We start from the raw sequence: 19,086 nt of genomic DNA on the forward strand, positions 1-19,086 counted from the left end.
TTCTCATTCCTCGAAATCACTCGAAATGACATATTAACTTAATAAGTCGTCGTTACCTCCTTCTGGTTTTGGAGTTTCATTAGGCTCTCCGTCATCACCTGAAGGTTGATTTGCATCTGCTTTATAGTAATCTTCAAAAATCTCTTTCATATCGATACCATAACGCTCAGCAAAATTCTTTTGAATATCGACATCTTTAGCACGAATTTCCTGTAAAGCCTCTGCGTAACTGCTATACACACCTTGCATCACTTTTTCATGCACAGGAATATTATCCATCATTTCCTGACGTGCTTTTGCACTCGCTGTATGCATAGACGCTAGAGTTTCACCAATATGCTCATCGGTTTTAACACCTAGATGTTCTAAAATAGCAGCAAACTCTTGGTCTGTTCTCGCTTTTAAAGCCACTACATAACCATCGTAATATTTTAAACGTTCTTCGGTATCACTTTTTAATTTAGCACGATGGGTTTGTAAATTACTACGAAGTGAGGTTAATACTTTTATAGTCAAGTTATGCTTATGAACAAAACTATCTTTAGAAGCCGCTAAAGTTGTATACGCATTTTTAAGTCCTTCGAGTTCTTCTACTTCTTGTTCTAGAGCTGTCACATTACCAATAGCTTGTGCATATTCGGCAGATTGCTTGTCGATAATCTCTTCAAGTGCTTGTCTAGCTTGCTTTAAAGCGGCATATTTTTCTTCCAGTTTAGCTTCAACTTCTTTTTTCTTTTCAAGAGCTTTGGTATGATTTTTAGTAGCTTCAACAATGGCAGTTTGTAACTTATCTTCAACCTCTTTAATTTCAACTTCACGATTTTTTAATCGTGTAACTGCAGCTTGCGATTTAAAACTCAACTCGCTTAATAAGGTTTGTATGTCTGCACTTTCAATACGTTCTTGAAACATTGCCTTCGCTTTGTTGTCTGCGGCATCTCTATCTTTTTGCGCTTGATTTAGTTCATCTTGCGCTTTTTTAATCTTGCTTTTTCGTCCCCAAAGATTATTCCACCAAGTGTCTGGTTTGGCTTCGGCATCTTCTAATTCAACTTTAGCACGTTCAAGACGTTTGATAGCATCATCGATGACTTTTTGCTCTTCTGCATTAAGTGAAGAGAATTTTTCGAAAATAATACCAACTTCATCCTGATAATCTGTTAAGTCTTTAATAGCATCTAGAAGTGTACTTCTATCTTGCTCTGCCATATGAACCACATCATCAAGGGTTGCGTTTAAAATCTTCTGACGGCTTTCAGGATCATCTTCTTGCGCTAATTTAGATTTCATAGTGTCAATGGCTTTTCCCCAATTAACATCTACTTTTTCGCTTTTTTCATTTGTATTAGTTTCTAGTAAATCAAAATCATCAGACATGGTTTGTGTAGTGTTTTAAAGTTGAACAAAATTTCGGTTAAGCAATTTCGTTAAAAAATATGATTTTAAAAACTTAAAGTGCTTAAAATATGAGTAGATAATTTGAATTATTTGTTACAACTTTATTTCTACTTAAATGTAAGGATTAATACCACAATGGTATTTATCTATCTCATTTTAGAATTGCTTCATTTTTTTTCAAAAAAAGTTCAGATTCATCAAAACTGAAAGAATTGAGAGCATACAAGAGATACAAGATGAATGGTATTAAAAATACGATGAAGTGTAATCGCAAAAACGTAACTTTTTTATAATTAAATAGTTGGAGTATCGATTAAAATCGTATATTTGATTATCCAAATCTAATTAAACTTAAAAGATATGTTAGCTAACTTCATCAAAACTTATTCCCTCGTTAGTACGACTCAGCTTACTATAGTGCTCATTATAACAGCTATTATTTTTGCATTTTTTATTGGCATTGCTGTATTAAAAATGTATAAACTTAAAGCTGAAAACAAACGGTTGATGGACAAAAAATACAAATCTAAAGTTCAAGAGTATACAGATTTTACCGAAGGACATTTATATGATTAATTTATATTAAAATTATATGGAAGATTCTTCAAAAACAATTTCGATATTAGCTATTGGTTTTATTAGTATTTTGGTGTTATTAGCAATAAATATTTATAAAGTATATCAGCTTAAAAAAGAGAATGAAAAGCTTAAACAAAATATAAAAGAGTAAAAAGCCAGCAAATTGCTGGCTTTTTTCGTTCTTGAAAATAGTGTTCTCTATCTAACTAATTTTTTATACTTAATTCGTTTAGGCATCAAATCTCCTCCTAAACGTTTCTTTTTATTCTCTTCGTAATCAGAAAAACTACCTTCAAAGAAATACACTTGACTATCACCTTCGAAAGCCAAAATATGCGTACATATACGATCTAAAAACCAACGATCGTGACTAATCACAACTGCACAACCTGCGAAATTTTCAAGACCTTCCTCTAAAGCTCTTAATGTATTGACATCAAGGTCATTAGTTGGCTCATCTAAAAGTAAAACATTACCTTCTTCTTTAAGTGTCATTGCTAAATGCAAACGGTTGCGTTCACCTCCAGACAATAGATTAACTTTTTTATTCTGTTCGCTACCAGAAAAATTAAAACGGCTTAAATACGCTCGAGAATTTACCTGCTTTCCTCCCATCATCACCAATTCTTGTTCATCACTAAAATTTTGCCAAATGGTTTTTTCAGGATCTATATTTGAATGTGATTGATCGACATAAGCAATCTTAGCCGTTTCACCAACAACAAACTCGCCTTTATCTGGAGTTTCTTCTCCCATAATCATTCTAAAAATTGTGGTTTTACCAGCTCCATTTGGACCAATAACACCTACAATTCCAGCTTGTGGTAAATTAAAATTTAAATCTTCATATAACAATTTATCATCATAGCCTTTACTTACTCCTTTTGCTTCAATAACATTGGTTCCAAGACGTGGTCCATTAGGAATGTAGATTTCAAGCTTTTCGTCCAATTGTTTTTGATCTTGACTCATTAATTTGTCATAGTTCTTCAAACGTGCTTTTTGTTTGGTTTGTCTGCCTTTTGCACCTTGACGAACCCATTCTAGCTCTCGCTCTAATGTTTTTTGACGCTTGGAAGCCGTTTTACTTTCTTGAGCCATACGTTTAGATTTTTGGTCTAGCCATGATGAGTAGTTGCCTTTCCATGGAATGCCTTCACCTCTATCTAGTTCTAAAATCCATCCAGCCACATTATCTAAAAAGTATCTATCGTGAGTCACTGCAATAACTGTTCCTTTATATTGTGCTAAATGATGTTCTAACCAATGTACAGATTCAGCATCTAAATGGTTGGTTGGCTCATCTAATAGTAAAACATCTGGCTCTTGAAGCAATAAGCGACATAAAGCTACACGACGTCGTTCTCCTCCTGAAAGCACAGCGATTTTTTTATCGCCATCAGGCGTACGAAGTGCATCCATTGCAATTTCCAATTTTGTATCTAATTCCCAAGCATTTGACGCATCAATTTGATCTTGAAGTTCTGCCTGACGATTCATTAGTTTTTCCATTTTATCTGGATTGCTATAGACTTCCTCTAAACCAAACTGATCATTAATACTATTGTATTCGTCCAAAATTGCTACTGTTTCGGCAGCACCTTCACGAACCACTTCCATAACGGTTTTATTGTCATCTAATATTGGTTCTTGTTCTAAATAGCCAACCGAATAATCTTGAGAGAACACCACGTCTCCTTGGTAGTTTTTGTCAACACCTGCAATAATTTTTAACAAGGTAGATTTTCCAGAACCGTTAAGTCCGAGAATTCCAATTTTTGCTCCATAGAAAAAACTTAGGTAAATATTTTTTAAAACTGGTGTATTTGCCGATTGAAATGTCTTGGTCACGCCAGACATTGAGAAAATTACTTTTTTATCGTCACTCATTATACTCTTCCTTTTAATGCGTTAAACACCCAAGCGATACAGAAAAATCCAAAGCCAACAGCTGCAAATCCCCATCCAGCAACATCATCGTATCTAAATGCACCTAGTGCTATTAAACCTAATCCTACTATAATCATAATTGTGGTAGCCCAAGCTAACACTGTATTTTTATTCATTGCCATATTAATTAGTTTAAGGGAAACACAAATATCGTACTTTTTAACTAAAAAAGCATCCAAATATGGATGCCTTTTTTACTAATAACCAATAATACTATTTAGCTCATTGGAACTTCAATAATTATTAATTCTGAATTTTGATTAGCATTTATTTTAATACTTTCTGTTTCATAAACACCTAAAGCATCTCTTCTTGATAAGGTAATATTTTTCACTTCTACTTCGCCTTCAACAACAAAAATATAGAATCCATTTTTGGCAGATTTAACTTTTAAATCTATCGCTTTTTTGGAATCTAAATTAGTTCTGTAAATATATGCTTGCTGACTCATTGGAAGTGCGTTACCTTCCAACTTATTTTTAGGAGCAACAACGGTTTGCAATTGATTCTTTTTTTCTTCATTAGAAAATTGACGTTGCTCATAATTAGGTTCTACATTTAATTCTTCAGGAAGAATCCATAATTGAAGAAAATTAACTTCATCTGTTTTGCTATCGTTAAACTCAGAATGTGTTAAACCAGTTCCTGCGCTCATAACTTGAACTTCTCCTACATTTATAGCGCGTTTATTGCCAATGCTATCCTTATGAGACAATGCTCCTTTTATAGGAATAGAAATGATTTCCATGTTTTGATGTGGATGTGTTCCAAAACCCATTTTAGCCTGAACAACATCATCATTTAAAACACGAAGCATTCCAAAATTCATGCGTTCTGGATTATGATAATTCGCAAAGCTAAAGATGTGGTACGACTTTAACCAACCATGATTAGCAAATCCTCTTGAATCTGATTTGTGAAGAATTGTTTTCATTATTAAAATTTATTTTCTTTCCCTTAAAAATGGAAACCATGTTATATGTAATTGTTTATTATAAGATGTCTCGACTACGCTCGACATGACAAAAAATTAATTTGCTGGAAGAAATCCCATTTTACCCATTTGGTAATCACGCATTGCTTCTAACAATTCTGTTTGTGAGTTCATCACATAAGGTCCATAGGTCGCCACAGCTTCTTTTATAGGCTCTCCAGATAGAAACAATAATTTGCTGTTTGCTTCGGCTTTTATTGAAATCCCTTCACCATCTTGTTGAAACTCCATAAGCTGATTTTTATCTAACTCTAAAGCTTCAACTCCATTTACTATAACCTTACCATTTAACAGGTATAACAAACCTAGATGAGATTTATCATAAGGAATAGATATTTCGCCATCCTTTTTTGCATCAATCATAAAGGCATTCACAGCTGTTTGTGTTTTAATTCTTCCGTATGTATTTTCTAACTCTCCAGCTATAATTCTAATGTTTATTTTCTGATCTTCGGAAGTTATCACATTAAAATCTTCGTACTTTTCGTGTTGATAATTAGGTTGAATCATCTTTTTTTCTGCAGGTAAATTCAGCCATAACTGAATACCTTCAAGCGTACCTTCATTTTTTACAAACTCTTTTGTAGGTCCTTCAGCATGAATGATACCGCGACCAGCAGTTGTCCATTGCACATCTCCAGCTTTTACAACACTTTCATTTCCTAAAGAATCACGATGTAATTGCTCGCCTTGTATCAAGAAAGTTACAGGCTCAAATCCTCTGTGAGGATGAGGACCTAAATCGAACGGATTATTAGTTTCAGAAATTTTATAAGGCCCATAATGATGTAAGAGTACAAATGGATCTATCATCTCAATATGTTGCGTTGGAAACGGTTGTCGTAATCGAATAGGTCCCATATCTACGAAGTGACTTCGTCCTGCTCTTTTTATTGTATTGAATTTCATATTATTTGTCATTAAATAGTTTCCATGGAAACTATTGTGTTAAAAAAATACGCTATCGTATTTTATCGAGCAAATTACTTAATTGCTCTGCTTCATTTTCAGTTAAATTTTCTAATAAATCTTCTTTAAACTCTTTAGATATGTCCTCTAATAAATCAAGTCCTTTTTTAGTAATTTGAATATGTACTACTCTTCGGTCTGTAGGACACGCTAAACGTTCAATGAGTTGTTTATTGCATAATTTATCCATTAAACGCGTTGCATTTGGAGCGCGTTCAAGCATACGTTCTTTTATAGTCTGTACTTTAATTGCTTCACCAGCTCCTCGTAGGATTCGCAAAATATTAAATTGCTGAGGCGAAATTCCGAAGGGCTTGAAAAAAGTATTTTGATGACTATTTATCCAATTTGCTGTATAAATAATATTGAGTAAAGCTTTTACTTTATTATTTTCAAATTTTGAATTGATATCTTTTGCTATATCTCCCAAATTCTAATCGTTAGTATTCTATATAAGTTCAATTTAAAATAACACGTCGTTATATTCACTTTTCTTTTTAAAAACTGTGGCTACAAAAGAACATCGTGGCAAAATCTTAATTTGATTTTCTCTAACAAATTCAATAGCAGCTTCTACAAGTTTATACCCAATGCCTTGACCTTTTAATGATGAATCAACTTCTGTATGATCAATAATAATCTTATTTACTCCTTCATTAGTATAAGTCATATGAGCTAATTCTTCTCCATCAACTTCATAATAAAATCGACCATTAGTTTCTGAATTTATATGCTTTATATTCATTTTATAAACTCTTTTGAAACTTATCAATTTCAATTAACAATTGTGTATTTAGTGACTCATCAACAATTTTTTTATTCTGAAAATTAGTCCCAAATGAAGGTAATGAAAATTCAGAAACAATGTTTCCTCCCATATATGGAAAACGTCCTTTAGCAATTTCTAAAACAGTTGTTCCTCCTCTTCCACCTGGTGATGCTGCCATCAACAACATTGGTTTATCACTCCAAAGTTTTCCATCAATTCTCGACATCCAATCAAAAATATTTTTAAATACTGAAGCATAAGCACCATTATGTTCTGCTAAAGATAAAATAATGCCATCGGAAGATTTAATATATTCTAAAAATTTATGAGCATTATCTGGTATACCATGTTCTATTTCATAATCGATGCCATAAATAGGTAATTCAAAATCGTTTAAGTCTAGCACTTTAATTTCTGCGTCATTAACTAATGAAGATGCATAGACTGCTAATTGCTTATTAATTGAATTCTTACTGTTACTTCCTGCAAAGGTTATTATATGTTTCATAATCTATCTTTTATTAATGCAAATATACAATAAAAAACAATAGTTTCCTAGGAAACTATTTCCATGTAGTTAAATTAACAAAATATTCACTTTTTAATCCGTTAATGGTTTTGTAATTTCGTGACAAATTAACAACACTATGGATATCAACTTCAATAAAAACGAAGATCATAATAAATTACTTCTTTCAGAACTTAAAAAACGTTTAGCTAAAGTAAAACTTGGTGGTGGAGAAAAACGTATAGAAAAGCATCATGCTAAAGGAAAAATGACAGCAAGAGAGCGCATTGATTTTCTCTTAGATAACAAAAAACCATCTATTGAAATTGGTGCTTTTGCTGGAGAAGACATGTATCAAGAACATGGTGGATGTCCATCTGGTGGTGTGGTTGTAAAAATAGGTTACGTTAAAGAAAAACAATGTATTGTTGTCGCAAATGATGCTACTGTAAAAGCTGGAGCATGGTTTCCAATTACTGGTAAAAAGAACTTACGTGCTCAAGAAATTGCTATTGAAAACAGATTACCAATTATTTATTTGGTAGATTCTGCTGGTGTGTATTTGCCAATGCAAGATGAAATTTTTCCAGATAAAGAACATTTCGGACGCATTTTTAGAAATAATGCTGTGATGAGCAGTATGGGAATTACTCAAATTGCTGCTGTTATGGGAAGCTGTGTTGCTGGAGGAGCCTACTTACCTATTATGAGTGACGAAGCTTTAATTGTTGATAAAACTGGAAGTATTTTTCTCGCTGGAAGCTATTTGGTAAAAGCTGCCATTGGAGAAAGTATCGATAATGAAACTTTAGGTGGAGCCACAACACATTGTGAAATTTCTGGAGTGACTGATTATAAAGCTAAAGATGATAAAGATGCTTTGGAAACCATACAACGTTTAATGGATAAAATTGGTGATTATGATAAAACTGGTTTTAATAAAACTACAGCAAAAAAGCCAAAAGAAAATCCAGATGATATCTTCGGAATACTACCTCGATCTCGAGCAGATCAATATGATATGAAAGAAATCATCAAGCGCTTGGTTGATAATAGTGAATTTGATGAATACAAAGAAGGTTACGGACAAACCATTATCACTGCTTATGCAAGAATTGAAGGTTGGGCAGTTGGTATTGTGGCTAATCAACGTAAACTCGTAAAAACCAAAAAAGGAGAAATGCAATTTGGTGGTGTGATTTATAACGATAGTGCAGATAAAGCAACACGATTTATTGCGAATTGCAATCAGAAAAAGATTCCTTTAGTCTTTTTACAGGACGTTACAGGATTTATGGTTGGCAGTAAATCTGAACATGGTGGCATTATTAAAGATGGCGCAAAAATGGTAAATGCTGTTAGTAATTCCGTAGTTCCTAAATTTACCATTGTCATTGGAAATAGTTATGGTGCAGGAAATTATGCCATGTGTGGAAAAGCTTACGATCCTAGATTGATTGCTGCGTGGCCAAGTGCAGAATTGGCTGTAATGAGTGGAAATTCGGCAGCTAAAGTATTGTTACAAATTGAAAAGGCATCTTTAGAAAAACAAGGCGAAAAAATCACAGCTGAAAAGGAAAAAGAGCTTTTTGACAAAATAAAAAACAGATACGATAATCAAGTATCTCCTTATTATGCTGCGGCTCGTATTTGGACAGATGCTGTGATTAATCCGTTAGACACCAGAACGTGGATTAGCATGGGAATTGAAGCTGCTAATCACGCTCCTATTGAAAAGCCATTTAATATGGGCGTTTTGCAAGTGTAAGTCGCTAATCTTTAATTACTGAGATTAATTCTGGTAACAAAGCAATTGCAGTAACAAGAACTGCACTGTTTCTTTTTTTAACAGGTTTAGTATTTTTGTCTGCCAATTGTTCTGTTTGTAAAGCTTTGGAATTTCTAACCATTATAACTGTATTTACAGCATCATCCATAAAATTTTCTGAAGCATAATTGTAAGCAAGTTCTATTCCATCATCATGAAATGTTTTTACACTTGATTTTAAATTATCTATAGTATACATAATGGTTTTTAATTCTTTTGGAGAAGTTTGATGTAACGCAACTCCATTAAAACCAGAATACGTTAGTATTGAAATATAATCCGTTTCAGATAATCGATTAGACACCAACTTAAAAGCTTGACTGAGTAGTACTTTATCTTCTGTAACCAAATCATTAGTTGGTGTTTGCAATAAAAAAACGAAATTATCGCGTTTAAGATTATCACTTTCAGATTTAACTTTAATATGCTCTACTATAAAAGGAATTAAGTTATCTATGGAAATCGATTTAGTTTCGATATTTAAATCTTGACTCAACATCGAGCTGCTGAAAAAGAATACTGCTAAGGTGATTGTGAGATGTTTCATTGGTTTGGTGTTTTTAGTTCAATCTAAAACTACAACCAAACATTAATAACAAAAATCAGTATTTAGCAAAACAAGTGTTTCAATGAGTAAACGTGCTCAAAACACTATCTAATATTTTTTGTCGCTGAATTTTACCTGTTCCTGTTTCAATAAATTCAGGCATATGATATATGTTTTTTGGAACTTCATGCTTTTCTAATTGTGTAAAAACATCTGTATTAAAATTTGTTGAATCACCTTCAATAACTAGAATCACTTTTTCTCCAAAGTCGCTATCTTTTTCCGAAGCAATAAAAAAGCGAGAGGCAATCAAACCTTGAAGTTTCATTTCTATTAATTCAGGATATACCTTTACGCCTCCTGTATTAATCATATTATCGTAACGACCAATAAGTTTAAACTCATTTTCAGAAATCAAGTCAATTACATCTTTCGTTTCAATAGTTTCACTACTTAATTTTGGAGCGTTAATAACTAGACAATCTTTATCATTTTTTGAAATATTGATATTCGGGAGGGTTTCAAAAACAATCGAATTAGTTCTTGTATGATTTAACTTTTTAACTGCAATATGACTAATCGTTTCTGTCATTCCGAAGGTTTCATAAATATTAGTTTTTAAGCCTTGAATGTCTGAAGCTAATGATTGTGAAACTGATGCTCCTCCAACTATAAGCGTTTTAATATGATTTACTTTATGTAATGAATTTTTAAGCTGCAACGGAATCATAGCTGCAAAATCATAACATTTTTTTTCATCATAAGCTGGCTGAAGTGTTGGTGCTATCATATCTAATTCTAATCCGAGAATCATTGCTCTTACTAACATCATTTTACCAGAAATATAACGGCTTGGCAAACAGTGTAATGCTGTATCTCCTGGTTTTAGCTTAAAATAATCGCCTGTCATAATAGCAGAATTTACCATAGATGCTTTTTTGAGCTTTATGGTTTTTGGCAATCCTGTTGTTCCAGATGTGCTAACTAAAACGTAGTCTTTAGCATCTAACCAATCTAAAAGAAAACTTCCTGCAGATTTTTCGTAAGGTTCGCCTTCTTTAACAAGACTATAAGCCACTTCTTTCAACTCTTTACGATTAAAAGAGGTTCCATTTAACTTAAATTTTAAGTGAATTTTATCAAATGTTGGAGTCATTTTGGTATGATATTAGCTATGTGACTATATACTATTTTTAACTCAACTAAGTTAACTATAAATAGTCTATATTTGAACTAAAACCCTAAACAATGCTTAAATATTTTTTCTTTTTCTTTCTTGTACCAGTTTTCTGTTGGTCGCAAGATTTTTCAGATGAAGATTACATTTATCTCAAACGACATGAACATATTAAGATAGACTTAAAAAATGATACATTCGACATTGTTCAAGACATCACAGAACAAGGAAAATTTATCAGTTCTAAAAATTTATATTACGCAAACGAGGCTATTCATTACAGTGGTTTTTCAGAAATTAAAGACATTGAAGCCTATACTTATATTCCTTCAACAGATAAAAAAATTGAGGTTGATTACATCGAAACAAAACAAGAGTTTGACAACATGGTCTTTTATAGTGACGATGCCTATAAAAGCTTTATTTTTCCAGCCGTTGCTAAAGGTGCTGAAACCTATTTAAATTATAAACGAATTATTAAAGAACCTCGTTTTTTAGGTGGTTTTAATTTTGCAATTCATGTACCTACTAAAAGCGCTCAATTATCTGTAGAGTTTCCAAAAAATGTGGAAATTGGTTATGTTGAATTTAATACTGATGCCATCGACTTAAATTTTACAAAAGAAGAAACCAAAACCAGTTACATCTATACTTGGATTGCCAATAACACTGAAGGCTTTGAAGGTGAAGACGATAGCGAAGCTGCTATGTATTACTTACCTCATATATTACTATACATTAAAAATTATGAATCTGATAACAAAACAATTAACGTTTTAAATGATTTATCCGATTTGTATGCTTGGTATGTAAGTTTAGTAGATCAAGTCGATACCAACAAACTAGAGGAAGTCTATAAAATCACTGATGAGATTACTCGTGGATTACCTTCAAAAAAAGAAAAAGCAAGAGCCATTTTTGAATGGGTTCAAAACAATATCAATTACATTGCTTTTGGTGACGGTTATGGTGGGTTTATTCCTGCTGGAGCAGCTTCAACTTGCGAAACACGTTATGGCGACTGTAAAGCCATGTCTAATTTGCTTTATGAAATGCTAAATCATGTCGATATTAAAGCGTATAGAACTTGGATTGGCTCTAGAAATAAGCCTTACTCCTATCACAAGGTTCCAACAACTTCAGTAGACGATCATATGATTACCACTGCCTTAATTGAAAATGATACCATTTTTCTTGATGCAACGGATAGCTATGTGCCTTTTGGAATGCCAAGCGCTTTTATTCAAACCAAAGAAGCACTTATGGGAATTGATAAAGATAACTTTAAAATCATTAAAGTTCCTGCGCAAAACACCAATAAGAACGTAACCAATATAACGTCTAACATACGCTTAGAAAATGGCATTGTTAAGGTTTCTGAAAAGCGATCTTTAAAAGGCTATGATAAAGTAGAGTTTGTATCAGATTATATTTACAAAAAAGATAGCAAAACTGAAGAAGAATACCTAAATACAACACTTGCACTAGGAAACAATAAAACCAACTACAACAACATTACTAAAACTAATTTTGACAATAAGAGTAATCCTCTAATTTTAGAATACGATTTAGATATCGATAGTTATATTAAAACTATTGGTGACAAAATTTATATTAATCTCAATATAGATCGTTCGCTTTCTAAAAGTGATATCGAAATTAAAGGCAGAAAGTACAGTAAGAAAATTGATTATCAGTTTGAAAAACATTTTACGACTAATTTTCAAATTCCAGAAGGCTATACTGCAAGTTATGTTCCTGATGAAATGACTTTTGAAGATTCAAATTACGGTTTTAAAATAAGCTATGAATCAAAAGAAAACATGATAATTCAAACCAAATCTATTTATATCAAAACCTTAAGCGTTAAAAAAGAGGATTTTGAAAACTGGAATAGTTTCATCAAAAAATTAAGAAAAGCCTACAAAAAAAGTATAATATTAGAACACGTATAATGATAAAGAACATTGCATTTATAGCTTTATTGCTAACTACAACAACTGGATTTGCACAGCATTACAAAACCTACGATTGGAAGAAAAAGCCTAAACTTCACAAGATTACTGAAGAAGAAAAAAAGCAAGAATCATCAGTCGCGATTTTAGAAAAAATTATTGTTGAATTTGATGCTGACGAAAGTTCGCAAGAACCAAGACTATACGAAACGAAACATACCATTATTCGTGTAAATGATGACCAAGGTATCGCACAACACAACACCGTTTATATTCCTATGTACGATGTAAAACAGCTCGTAAATGTTAAAGCACGTACCATTAGTTCGTCTGGAAAAGTTGTCTTACTCAATCAAGATAATATTAAAGACATTAGTAATGTTGAAGAATATGGAGATTTTAAAATATTTGCCATTGAAGGTGTCGAAATGAACTCTGAAATTGAAGTGCTTTATACGGTCGAAAAAGCTTACGACATGTATGGTTCAGAAACCATTCAATCTAACTATAAAATTAAAGAAGCACAATTTTTATTTATAACTGGTAAACTAGAATCTAATGTTAAAGCCTATCGAACTGACGAAACTTTTAAAGCAGTTAAAATAGATGACAAAAAAGGTCAATTACTTACCATTAAGGATATTCCTGCAATGGTCGAAGAAGAATATGCTACGCCAAAAGCTAATAATATTTCGGTTGTATACCAATGCTTTCCTATAGGTCAGCATATGACTCAAAATATGTTTTGGACGAATGTTTCTAACAATGTTGGTCGACAATTTTTCCCACAAACTATTGCTAGTCAAGCCAAAGAAGATGTCAATACCATTGTTAAAGGTAAAACCGATTTAACACCATACAAAAAGGCAGCTCTTGTCGATATTTTTATCAAAACGAATTACACCATCGTTAAAAATAACAATCAAGAATTATCAGATTTAAATTACATTCTTACCAATCGTTCAGCTAGTGATTATGGCATTTTAAAAGTATATGCACAATACCTAACTGCATTAGATATTGAATTTGAAATTGTAATTACTGCCAATCGTTTTTTAACCAAATTTGATCCTGAATTCTTTGTTCCTGGAATGCTTAGAGATTTCTTAATTTATATTCCTTCAGAACGAAAATACATTGCTCCAGATCGCTTTGAAGCTAGAATTGGTGAAGCTCCTTTTAATATTTTAGGAAATTACGGACTGTTTATTGCTTCAAATTTTGATCATTATTTTTCAAAAATAATACAAGAAGATCCTGAGTATAGCAGAATTAGACGAGATATGAATATCTCTTTTAAAAATGATTTTGAAAGTGTAACCATTAATCAAGAACAAGAGTATTATGGACATTGGGCCGAAACCAGTAGAGCTGTTGTAAACTTATCAACAGAGCAAGGTTTAATTGACTACAAAGATTATTTAACAGGTTCTGGTATAGAAGATAAAGAGATTTTAAACTATGAAACCTTTAACAACGACATGAATCAACTGGAATATAATATTCCTTTTGAGGTTAAAACAACCATCTCTTCTGAAATGTTATTAGAAGATGCTGGTGACAGTTATATTTTTCAAATCGGACTTGTTATTGGTACGCAAAGTGAATTGTATCAAGAAACCGAACGTATCAATCCTATTGAAATGATTTATCCAAACCGTTACAACTACGAAATTATTGTTAACATTCCTGAAGGTTATACTGTTGAAGGTTTAGAATCCTTAATTATTGACAAACGATACATTGCAAGTAACGGAAAAGAAACCGCTAAGTTTGAATCTAATTATAAATTAGAAGGCAATAAAATTATCATTACCATTGAAGAGTTCTATAAAACGCACGAATTCGATCTTCATAAATATGAAGAATTTAGAAATGTGATTAATGCTGCTTCAGACTTTAACAAAGCTGCAATTTTGTTTAAAGCTGCTGAATAAACATACTTTTGACATCACAACAAAAAAGCGACTTTAATAGTCGCTTTTTTGTTATTCAATAATCTTATAATCTTCTTTTAGCGGTTTATCAACTGGTCCAAAGAGCTTTTCTTTCCAATTCTTCCATTTATACACTTTTGAAAAAATAAAAAGTAGAATTGGAAAAATCACAAACACAGGAATTACGATTTCAAAAATTGAGGATTCGCCAGGATCTGCAACACTTTTTAAAATAGATGGTGTTTGAAACGCTGTCCAATTTGCTGTCACTAACAATGCTGTAAATAAATTATTTGCGGCATGAAAGCCTAAAGCTAACTCTAAACCTTCATCCATTAGTGTAACAATTCCTAAAAAGAATCCTGTACCAATATAATAGACCAAAATAAAGTAGCCAATCTTCTCAACTTCAGGATTTCCAATATGCATCACTCCAAACATAACCGAAGTCACTATTAAAGGCAACCACTTGTTTTTAGCTAAAGCTCCAATACCTTGCATTAAATAACCTCTAAACAAGTATTCTTCAAAACTAGTTTGCATCGGAACCAGTAAAACTGCTATGATTGCTAAATATATAAAAGGTTCAAGCTGAAAATTTATAACATAATGCTCAGGATTCATTGCATAGTCAAGCAACACCATTCCTGAAGAAATAATTCCCCAAAAAAAGAAGGCAAACCAAATTCGTTTCCAATCAATTTTCTTTCTAGAAGTTGTTAATGACGTTATACTTTGCTTATGCACATATTTAACCCAAAACAGTAGTATAATTAAACCAATAGCCAATGGAGCAAGGGTTTCTATTAAAAATCGGTTTTCTCCTTTTTTCTCAATCTCACTTCTTATAATTTCATCTACATTTAAATCTAATAATGTAATCGCTAAATAATTTAATACCATTAAACCTGTAAATAACATTGGTATAATTAAATATTTCCAAAAGCCTAATTCTCCTTTAAATGCCTGTTGTATATACTTCATTTTTAAATATTAAAATTCCAATTTGTATGTTTTTGATAGTGCAATGTACCATTTTCTACTAGCAACGGACTTTCAAAGTTGTTGGTAAATAAACGTCCTGTTCCCAAACCTTGTGGTAACGTACTTTTAAGCGTGTATGTCCATTGCGAAATGGCATTTAAACCTACATTGCTTTCTAAAGCACTAGTAATCCACCAACCAATATTGTTGTGTTCTGCAATATCAATCCATTGCTGACTTCCGCTCCATCCTCCAACCAAACTTGGTTTTAAAATGATGTATTGTGGATTAATCGTTTGTAGTAATTCCTCTCGCTTTGTTACATGATGCACACCAATTAATTCTTCATCTAAAGCAATTGCTAAAGGTGTTTGCTCACAAAGGCTTGCCATAGCGTCAAATTGACCTTGTTTAATAGGTTGTTCTATGGAATGCAAATCGAAATCTGATAAACGTTTTAATTTTTCTAATGCTTCGGAAGGCGAAAATGCACCATTGGCATCTACTCGTAATTCGATATCTTTTGAAGAAAAATCCTTTCGTATAGATTTAAGAAGTGCTAATTCAGTATTGAAGTCGATCGCACCAATTTTCATTTTGATGCAATTGAAGCCAGCTTCAATTTTATCTTTGATTTGAGCTTTCATAAATGCTTCAGTTCCCATCCAAATCAATCCGTTAATTACAATTGAATCATTACCTCGAGTAAATTCCGAAGGAAATAATTCAAAAGCAGAATTACTTTCTAAAGATTTAAACGCTTGTTCTAAACCAAATTGAATGCTAGGAAATTCTGTTAATTCTTCAAGTAAAGTCTCTAATCCTAAATGAATATTGTTGCAAGTCCATTGCAATTTTCCCTCGTAATCAGGTCTGTCGTCACAACTCAATCCACGAAACAAACCACATTCGCCAATACCAAGCTTATCATCTTTCTTTAAAAAAATAAACCAAGTTGCTTTGGTTTTTAAAATGCCACGAGAGGTTCCGCTAGCTTGTTTAAAATTAAGAATGTATTGTTGAAATGTAGCTGTCATAAGCGTTTTGATAAAACTTCTAAATCATTAAAATTTATGATGAAAACTCAACTGCAACTGTGCTTTTCCAATAGCATCGGTTTTTTGATTCATCCAACCCAATTGAAAGCGCATACCAGGTTTTAAAACATAACCAATTCCTAAGTAGGTACGATTTCGGTCAAAAAACTCAACTTCTCTTCCATCACCAATATCTTTTTGACCATTAACAAACAACTCGTTATACAAAGCTGCATATATAGCACCTTTCTCTAATGCAGATTTATTAAAAGGAATATTTAAAAACAAATTATAACGATATCGTGTTCTAAAGTCTTGGTCTTCAACAAAACGTTGCTCATATCTAAAGCGATGCGTTAAATAAAATCTGTTGCCTAATTTTTGAGGAATTAATGCTTCTTGATAAATTCTACTTTCTGTTGAAGTAGCATTTCCATCACCAAACTCTCCAGACGTGATATGTCCATAACCTAAAGTAAATTTCACCTTTGCATTTTTAGGTGAGTAGGTTGCTCCAGCTCTTAACAATAACTGCTCTAAATCGCCACCAAGATTCCAATTACGATATTGAATATCGCCTTGAAAGCCAAACTGACTCTCTTTAAATTGATGATTAAAAAAATACATATACCAAGCACCTGTTTTACCAGATTCGACCTGAGAAAAAGCGTTGGTTAATATAAATAATAAAGCAATAAGTAGTGTTGATTTTAGTTTCATAGTTTGATTAAGAATTTAACTGCAAAAATAAAGATTTTTAGGGATTTTGTACATTAGCAGAAAAGATGTCCTAAATGCAAGATCCAAACTTTCCAAATATCATTTTATACGCTATTCCATTTTTTGTTTTGGCAATGCTTCTAGAGTTATACATAACAATAAGGCAAGGGATTAAGACTTATGAATCTAAAGACGCATTCTCTTCAATTGCCATGGGATTAGGAAATGTATTTCTTGGCTTTTTTAGTAAAGCTTTAGTGTTGTTGGTGTTTTTTTATGTGTATGAGAATTTTAGATTACTAACCATTCCTGTGACTTGGTGGAGTTTTATACTTATTTTCTTTGCTGATGATTTTGCCTATTACTGGTTTCATCGTGTATCACACGAATGTAGGCTGTTTTGGGCATCACACGTTGTGCATCATTCGTCACAACACTACAATTTGAGTACAGCCTTACGTCAAACATGGTCTGGAGGCTTTTATACTTTTATCTTTTGGCTGTGGTTACCCTTATTAGGATTTCATCCAGCTATGATTATGCTTCAGATGTCAATTAGCCTATTGTATCAATTTTGGATACATACTGAAGCCATTGATAGATTACCACGTTGGTTTGAAGCTATTTTCAATACACCTTCACATCATCGTGTGCATCATGGCAGCAATCCTTTATATTTAGATAGAAATCACGCAGGAATACTCATCATTTGGGATAAGCTTTTTGGAACCTTTCAGCCAGAACTAAAAAATGAAAAAGTAGTATATGGCTTAGTAAAGAATATACATACTTATAATCCTATAAAAATTGCATTTACAGAATGGCTGTATATGTTTAAAGATGCATTTACTGGACGAAAATCTTTAAAAAACAGATTCCTATATCTCATAAAACCTCCTGGTTGGAAACATGATGGCACAGGACAAATAAGTGATGATTTGAGAAAACAATGGTTAGACAATCAATAACCTTTTACAACTCAATACTCTCACCTATTTCTAGCAACATTAAATCTTTATCCTTATCGAAGAATTTTCGTTTAGCAGCTTCATGGTCTATTTCAATATAGCCAAAGGTATCAAAGTGATAACCTAAAACTTTATCACATGCTACAAAATCACTAGCAATAAGTGCATCATCAATTCCCATAGTAAAATTATCTCCAATTGGTAAAATGGCTAAATCGAGATTGATATGAAGCGGAATCAACTTCATATCCATAGTTAAAGCAGTATCACCTGCAATGTAAATATTTTTATGCTCGCCTTCTATAACGAAACCTCCTGGTTGGCCTCCATAACTGCCATCAGGAAAAGAAGATGTATGAATAGCATTGACGTATTTAATGGTTCCGAACTCAAATTCCCATTGTCCGCCATGATTCATAGGATGGTTTTCTAATCCTAACTTATCATAATATGTGGCAATTTCAAAATTAGAAACGATAACAGCTCCTGTTCGCTTTGCAATAGCTTCAACATCTAGTATATGATCTTGATGTGCATGTGTTACTAGAATAAAATCTGCTTCAAGTTCATCTATATTAATATGAGAAGCTTTCGGGTTTCCAGAAATAAAAGGGTCGACTAAAATATGTATATCTGCAATTTTAATACCTAAACTAGCGTGTCCATAAAATGTAATTTGCATATGAAGCGTGTTTTTTAATGAATTAAATACCTCTGAAAAATACGAAAAAACTCAGACAGATTAAAGATAATTTGTCTGAGTTTT

The 19,086-nt window shown here is 32.4% G+C and carries 20 protein-coding genes; 6 read left to right on the top strand and 14 right to left on the bottom strand.

Annotation, left to right across the window (positions count from 1 at the left end):
- Positions 1-33: 33 nt before the first annotated feature.
- A complete protein-coding gene (locus tag ACP15M_RS02205; RefSeq protein WP_425075536.1) occupies positions 34-1,377 on the bottom strand; it encodes a microtubule-binding protein in 1,344 nt (447 codons plus the stop codon).
- Between the two features lie 381 nt (positions 1,378-1,758).
- Between ACP15M_RS02205 and ACP15M_RS02210 the strand changes: the two genes are divergently transcribed.
- A complete protein-coding gene (locus ACP15M_RS02210; protein ID WP_425075537.1) occupies positions 1,759-1,974 on the top strand; it encodes a hypothetical protein in 216 nt (71 codons plus the stop codon).
- A 16-nt stretch (positions 1,975-1,990) separates the two neighbouring features.
- Complete coding sequence (locus tag ACP15M_RS02215; RefSeq protein ID WP_425075538.1) at positions 1,991-2,128, top strand: hypothetical protein; 138 nt, start codon at positions 1,991-1,993, stop codon at positions 2,126-2,128.
- Positions 2,129-2,175: 47 nt separating this feature from the next.
- Here ACP15M_RS02215 and ettA read toward each other — a convergent pair whose 3' ends face one another.
- From ettA to ACP15M_RS02250, 7 genes are all read right to left on the bottom strand, one after another.
- Entirely contained in the window at positions 2,176-3,867 is a 1,692-nt protein-coding gene (gene ettA, locus ACP15M_RS02220) for an energy-dependent translational throttle protein EttA (RefSeq protein ID WP_425075539.1), read from the bottom strand.
- Positions 3,867-4,049: a CAL67264 family membrane protein gene (locus ACP15M_RS02225; RefSeq protein WP_411127056.1), complete on the bottom strand. Its 183-nt coding sequence runs from the start codon at positions 4,047-4,049 to the stop codon at positions 3,867-3,869. The genes ettA and ACP15M_RS02225 overlap by 1 nt, the downstream gene beginning before the upstream one ends.
- A gap of 95 nt (positions 4,050-4,144) precedes the next feature.
- The gene (locus tag ACP15M_RS02230) at positions 4,145-4,861 is read right to left on the bottom strand and encodes a pirin family protein (RefSeq protein WP_425075540.1); all 717 of its coding nucleotides are present in this window, start codon (positions 4,859-4,861) and stop codon (positions 4,145-4,147) included.
- A 96-nt stretch (positions 4,862-4,957) separates the two neighbouring features.
- Entirely contained in the window at positions 4,958-5,830 is an 873-nt protein-coding gene (locus ACP15M_RS02235; protein ID WP_425075541.1) for a pirin family protein, read from the bottom strand.
- Positions 5,831-5,882: 52 nt separating this feature from the next.
- On the bottom strand, positions 5,883-6,320 hold the full coding sequence (locus ACP15M_RS02240) for a MarR family winged helix-turn-helix transcriptional regulator (protein WP_425075542.1): 438 nt from the start codon (positions 6,318-6,320) through the stop codon (positions 5,883-5,885).
- Positions 6,321-6,353: 33 nt separating this feature from the next.
- The gene (locus ACP15M_RS02245; RefSeq protein ID WP_425075543.1) at positions 6,354-6,635 is read right to left on the bottom strand and encodes a GNAT family N-acetyltransferase; all 282 of its coding nucleotides are present in this window, start codon (positions 6,633-6,635) and stop codon (positions 6,354-6,356) included.
- 1 nt (position 6,636) lies between these two features.
- Positions 6,637-7,167: an NADPH-dependent FMN reductase gene (locus tag ACP15M_RS02250; RefSeq protein WP_425075544.1), complete on the bottom strand. Its 531-nt coding sequence runs from the start codon at positions 7,165-7,167 to the stop codon at positions 6,637-6,639.
- A 139-nt stretch (positions 7,168-7,306) separates the two neighbouring features.
- On the opposite strand from ACP15M_RS02250, the gene ACP15M_RS02255 reads away from it, so the two are divergent.
- Positions 7,307-8,935 (top strand): acyl-CoA carboxylase subunit beta, encoded by a 1,629-nt coding sequence (locus ACP15M_RS02255; RefSeq protein ID WP_425075545.1) that lies wholly within the window; start codon positions 7,307-7,309, stop codon positions 8,933-8,935.
- A gap of 4 nt (positions 8,936-8,939) precedes the next feature.
- Here the strand turns inward: ACP15M_RS02255 and ACP15M_RS02260 are convergent, their stop codons facing one another.
- Together ACP15M_RS02260 and ACP15M_RS02265 are read right to left on the bottom strand one after the other, a co-directional pair.
- A complete protein-coding gene (locus ACP15M_RS02260; RefSeq protein ID WP_425075546.1) occupies positions 8,940-9,542 on the bottom strand; it encodes a hypothetical protein in 603 nt (200 codons plus the stop codon).
- 79 nt (positions 9,543-9,621) lie between these two features.
- On the bottom strand, positions 9,622-10,698 hold the full coding sequence (locus ACP15M_RS02265; protein ID WP_425075547.1) for an AMP-binding protein: 1,077 nt from the start codon (positions 10,696-10,698) through the stop codon (positions 9,622-9,624).
- A gap of 92 nt (positions 10,699-10,790) precedes the next feature.
- Here ACP15M_RS02265 and ACP15M_RS02270 point away from each other — a divergent pair, with 92 nt between their 5' ends.
- Positions 10,791-12,674: a DUF3857 domain-containing protein gene (locus ACP15M_RS02270; RefSeq protein ID WP_425075548.1), complete on the top strand. Its 1,884-nt coding sequence runs from the start codon at positions 10,791-10,793 to the stop codon at positions 12,672-12,674.
- Entirely contained in the window at positions 12,674-14,611 is a 1,938-nt protein-coding gene (locus ACP15M_RS02275; RefSeq protein WP_425075549.1) for a DUF3857 domain-containing protein, read from the top strand. The genes ACP15M_RS02270 and ACP15M_RS02275 overlap by 1 nt, the downstream gene beginning before the upstream one ends.
- A 51-nt stretch (positions 14,612-14,662) precedes the next feature.
- Here ACP15M_RS02275 and ACP15M_RS02280 read toward each other — a convergent pair whose 3' ends face one another.
- From ACP15M_RS02280 to ACP15M_RS02290, 3 genes are read right to left on the bottom strand one after another with little or no spacing between them, the layout of a single operon-like run.
- Complete coding sequence (locus tag ACP15M_RS02280; protein ID WP_425075550.1) at positions 14,663-15,595, bottom strand: lysostaphin resistance A-like protein; 933 nt, start codon at positions 15,593-15,595, stop codon at positions 14,663-14,665.
- Positions 15,596-15,597: 2 nt separating this feature from the next.
- Positions 15,598-16,632, bottom strand: coding sequence for an o-succinylbenzoate synthase (locus tag ACP15M_RS02285; RefSeq protein ID WP_425075551.1), 1,035 nt, complete (start codon positions 16,630-16,632; stop codon positions 15,598-15,600).
- Positions 16,633-16,659: 27 nt separating this feature from the next.
- A complete protein-coding gene (locus tag ACP15M_RS02290; RefSeq protein ID WP_425075552.1) occupies positions 16,660-17,352 on the bottom strand; it encodes a DUF2490 domain-containing protein in 693 nt (230 codons plus the stop codon).
- Between the two features lie 74 nt (positions 17,353-17,426).
- Here ACP15M_RS02290 and ACP15M_RS02295 point away from each other — a divergent pair, with 74 nt between their 5' ends.
- Positions 17,427-18,320, top strand: coding sequence for a sterol desaturase family protein (locus ACP15M_RS02295; RefSeq protein ID WP_425075553.1), 894 nt, complete (start codon positions 17,427-17,429; stop codon positions 18,318-18,320).
- A 4-nt stretch (positions 18,321-18,324) separates the two neighbouring features.
- Here the strand turns inward: ACP15M_RS02295 and ACP15M_RS02300 are convergent, their stop codons facing one another.
- On the bottom strand, positions 18,325-19,002 hold the full coding sequence (locus tag ACP15M_RS02300; protein WP_425075554.1) for a metal-dependent hydrolase: 678 nt from the start codon (positions 19,000-19,002) through the stop codon (positions 18,325-18,327).
- Between the last annotated feature and the right edge of the window lie 84 nt (positions 19,003-19,086).

Source organism: Psychroserpens sp. S379A (genome assembly GCF_049800755.1).
Lineage (GTDB): Bacteria > Bacteroidota > Bacteroidia > Flavobacteriales > Flavobacteriaceae > Psychroserpens.

What these genes read in the sequence shown, in the direction of transcription:
- ACP15M_RS02205 (WP_425075536.1), bottom strand. Translation starts at nt 1,377, where the DNA reads ATGTCTGATGATTTTGATTTACTAGAAACTAATACAAATGAAAAAAGC.
- ACP15M_RS02210 (WP_425075537.1), top strand. Translation starts at nt 1,759, where the DNA reads ATGTTAGCTAACTTCATCAAAACTTATTCCCTCGTTAGTACGACTCAG.
- ACP15M_RS02215 (WP_425075538.1), top strand. Translation starts at nt 1,991, where the DNA reads ATGGAAGATTCTTCAAAAACAATTTCGATATTAGCTATTGGTTTTATT.
- ettA (WP_425075539.1), bottom strand. Translation starts at nt 3,867, where the DNA reads ATGAGTGACGATAAAAAAGTAATTTTCTCAATGTCTGGCGTGACCAAG.
- ACP15M_RS02225 (WP_411127056.1), bottom strand. Translation starts at nt 4,049, where the DNA reads ATGGCAATGAATAAAAATACAGTGTTAGCTTGGGCTACCACAATTATG.
- ACP15M_RS02230 (WP_425075540.1), bottom strand. Translation starts at nt 4,861, where the DNA reads ATGAAAACAATTCTTCACAAATCAGATTCAAGAGGATTTGCTAATCAT.
- ACP15M_RS02235 (WP_425075541.1), bottom strand. Translation starts at nt 5,830, where the DNA reads ATGAAATTCAATACAATAAAAAGAGCAGGACGAAGTCACTTCGTAGAT.
- ACP15M_RS02245 (WP_425075543.1), bottom strand. Translation starts at nt 6,635, where the DNA reads ATGAATATAAAGCATATAAATTCAGAAACTAATGGTCGATTTTATTAT.
- ACP15M_RS02250 (WP_425075544.1), bottom strand. Translation starts at nt 7,167, where the DNA reads ATGAAACATATAATAACCTTTGCAGGAAGTAACAGTAAGAATTCAATT.
- ACP15M_RS02255 (WP_425075545.1), top strand. Translation starts at nt 7,307, where the DNA reads ATGGATATCAACTTCAATAAAAACGAAGATCATAATAAATTACTTCTT.
- ACP15M_RS02260 (WP_425075546.1), bottom strand. Translation starts at nt 9,542, where the DNA reads ATGAAACATCTCACAATCACCTTAGCAGTATTCTTTTTCAGCAGCTCG.
- ACP15M_RS02265 (WP_425075547.1), bottom strand. Translation starts at nt 10,698, where the DNA reads ATGACTCCAACATTTGATAAAATTCACTTAAAATTTAAGTTAAATGGA.
- ACP15M_RS02270 (WP_425075548.1), top strand. Translation starts at nt 10,791, where the DNA reads ATGCTTAAATATTTTTTCTTTTTCTTTCTTGTACCAGTTTTCTGTTGG.
- ACP15M_RS02275 (WP_425075549.1), top strand. Translation starts at nt 12,674, where the DNA reads ATGATAAAGAACATTGCATTTATAGCTTTATTGCTAACTACAACAACT.
- ACP15M_RS02280 (WP_425075550.1), bottom strand. Translation starts at nt 15,595, where the DNA reads ATGAAGTATATACAACAGGCATTTAAAGGAGAATTAGGCTTTTGGAAA.
- ACP15M_RS02285 (WP_425075551.1), bottom strand. Translation starts at nt 16,632, where the DNA reads ATGACAGCTACATTTCAACAATACATTCTTAATTTTAAACAAGCTAGC.
- ACP15M_RS02290 (WP_425075552.1), bottom strand. Translation starts at nt 17,352, where the DNA reads ATGAAACTAAAATCAACACTACTTATTGCTTTATTATTTATATTAACC.
- ACP15M_RS02295 (WP_425075553.1), top strand. Translation starts at nt 17,427, where the DNA reads ATGCAAGATCCAAACTTTCCAAATATCATTTTATACGCTATTCCATTT.
- ACP15M_RS02300 (WP_425075554.1), bottom strand. Translation starts at nt 19,002, where the DNA reads ATGCAAATTACATTTTATGGACACGCTAGTTTAGGTATTAAAATTGCA.